General features: G+C 73.6%; 2 protein-coding genes. One reads left to right on the top strand and one right to left on the bottom strand.

The features are described 5' to 3' along the window. A partial coding sequence (locus tag FNX44_RS27365) for an SRPBCC family protein (RefSeq protein WP_173019320.1) occupies positions 1–187 on the bottom strand: 187 nt, incomplete at its 3' end. 172 nt (positions 188–359) lie between these two features. Between FNX44_RS27365 and FNX44_RS27360 the strand changes: the two genes are divergently transcribed. Further along, positions 360–770, top strand: a 411-nt coding sequence (locus FNX44_RS27360; protein ID WP_173019319.1) for an MFS transporter, incomplete at its 3' end; no start/stop codon positions are given.

Below are 770 nucleotides of genomic sequence, written 5' to 3'. Positions count from 1 at the left end.
GGCGGAAGTCCATGCGCTTGCCGCCGGGCGGGGCGATGGTGACGGCCAGGGTCTCGCCGAGGCGGGGGGTGCCGTCGAGGCGTACGAAGAAGGGGTCCCACTCCTGGTGTCCGGGGAAGTCGGTGAGCACGTCCCACACCCGCTGCGGGGGCGCGCCGATCTCGATGCTGGTGCTGATGGTGGGCATGTGGCCGTCGCCTTCCGTCGGGTGGCTGGTGTGCGTGCCGTGGTGGTGTGGGCGGCGCCGGCAGTACAGCAACGGTTGCTTCAGGCGCGCTTAGGTGCCGCCCAAGTCGCTCGCCATCACCGGTGGTGACGCTGGGGGCGTCAACAGGGTTCAGCGCTGCCTGGGGAGTGGGATGACACAGCACACGACGGTCGCCGTGGCGGATGACGCCGAACCGGGCGGTGGCCCCGACCGAAGTCCGGTGGTCGAGGACGGGCGACCGCCGGTCGGGCGCGGCTGGACGGCCCGGTACGCCCTCGCGAGCACCGGCATGTGGCTGGGCGTGCTCACTCCGATGGGCGTGCAACTCGCCCGTCAGGCCGAGAAGTTCGCGCCGGACGCGAAGACGGAGCTGCTGGGCCTGACGACCGGGCTGGGCGCGCTGGTGACGATGCTGGCGGTGCCGCTGCTCGGCGCGGCGAGCGACCGTACCCGGTCCCGTTTCGGGCGGCGGCGGCCGTGGATCGCCGGGGGTGCGGCGGTGGCCGCGCTCGGTCTGGTGCTGCTGTCGGTGGCGCCGGGGCCCGGGTGGATGGTGGCGGGG

Origin of the sequence: Streptomyces alkaliterrae (assembly GCF_007097205.2) — a bacterium.
Lineage (GTDB): Bacteria > Actinomycetota > Actinomycetes > Streptomycetales > Streptomycetaceae > Streptomyces > Streptomyces alkaliterrae.
Note: the sequence above shows the minus strand (reverse complement) of the source record. Positions and strands in the feature narration are given on the sequence as shown.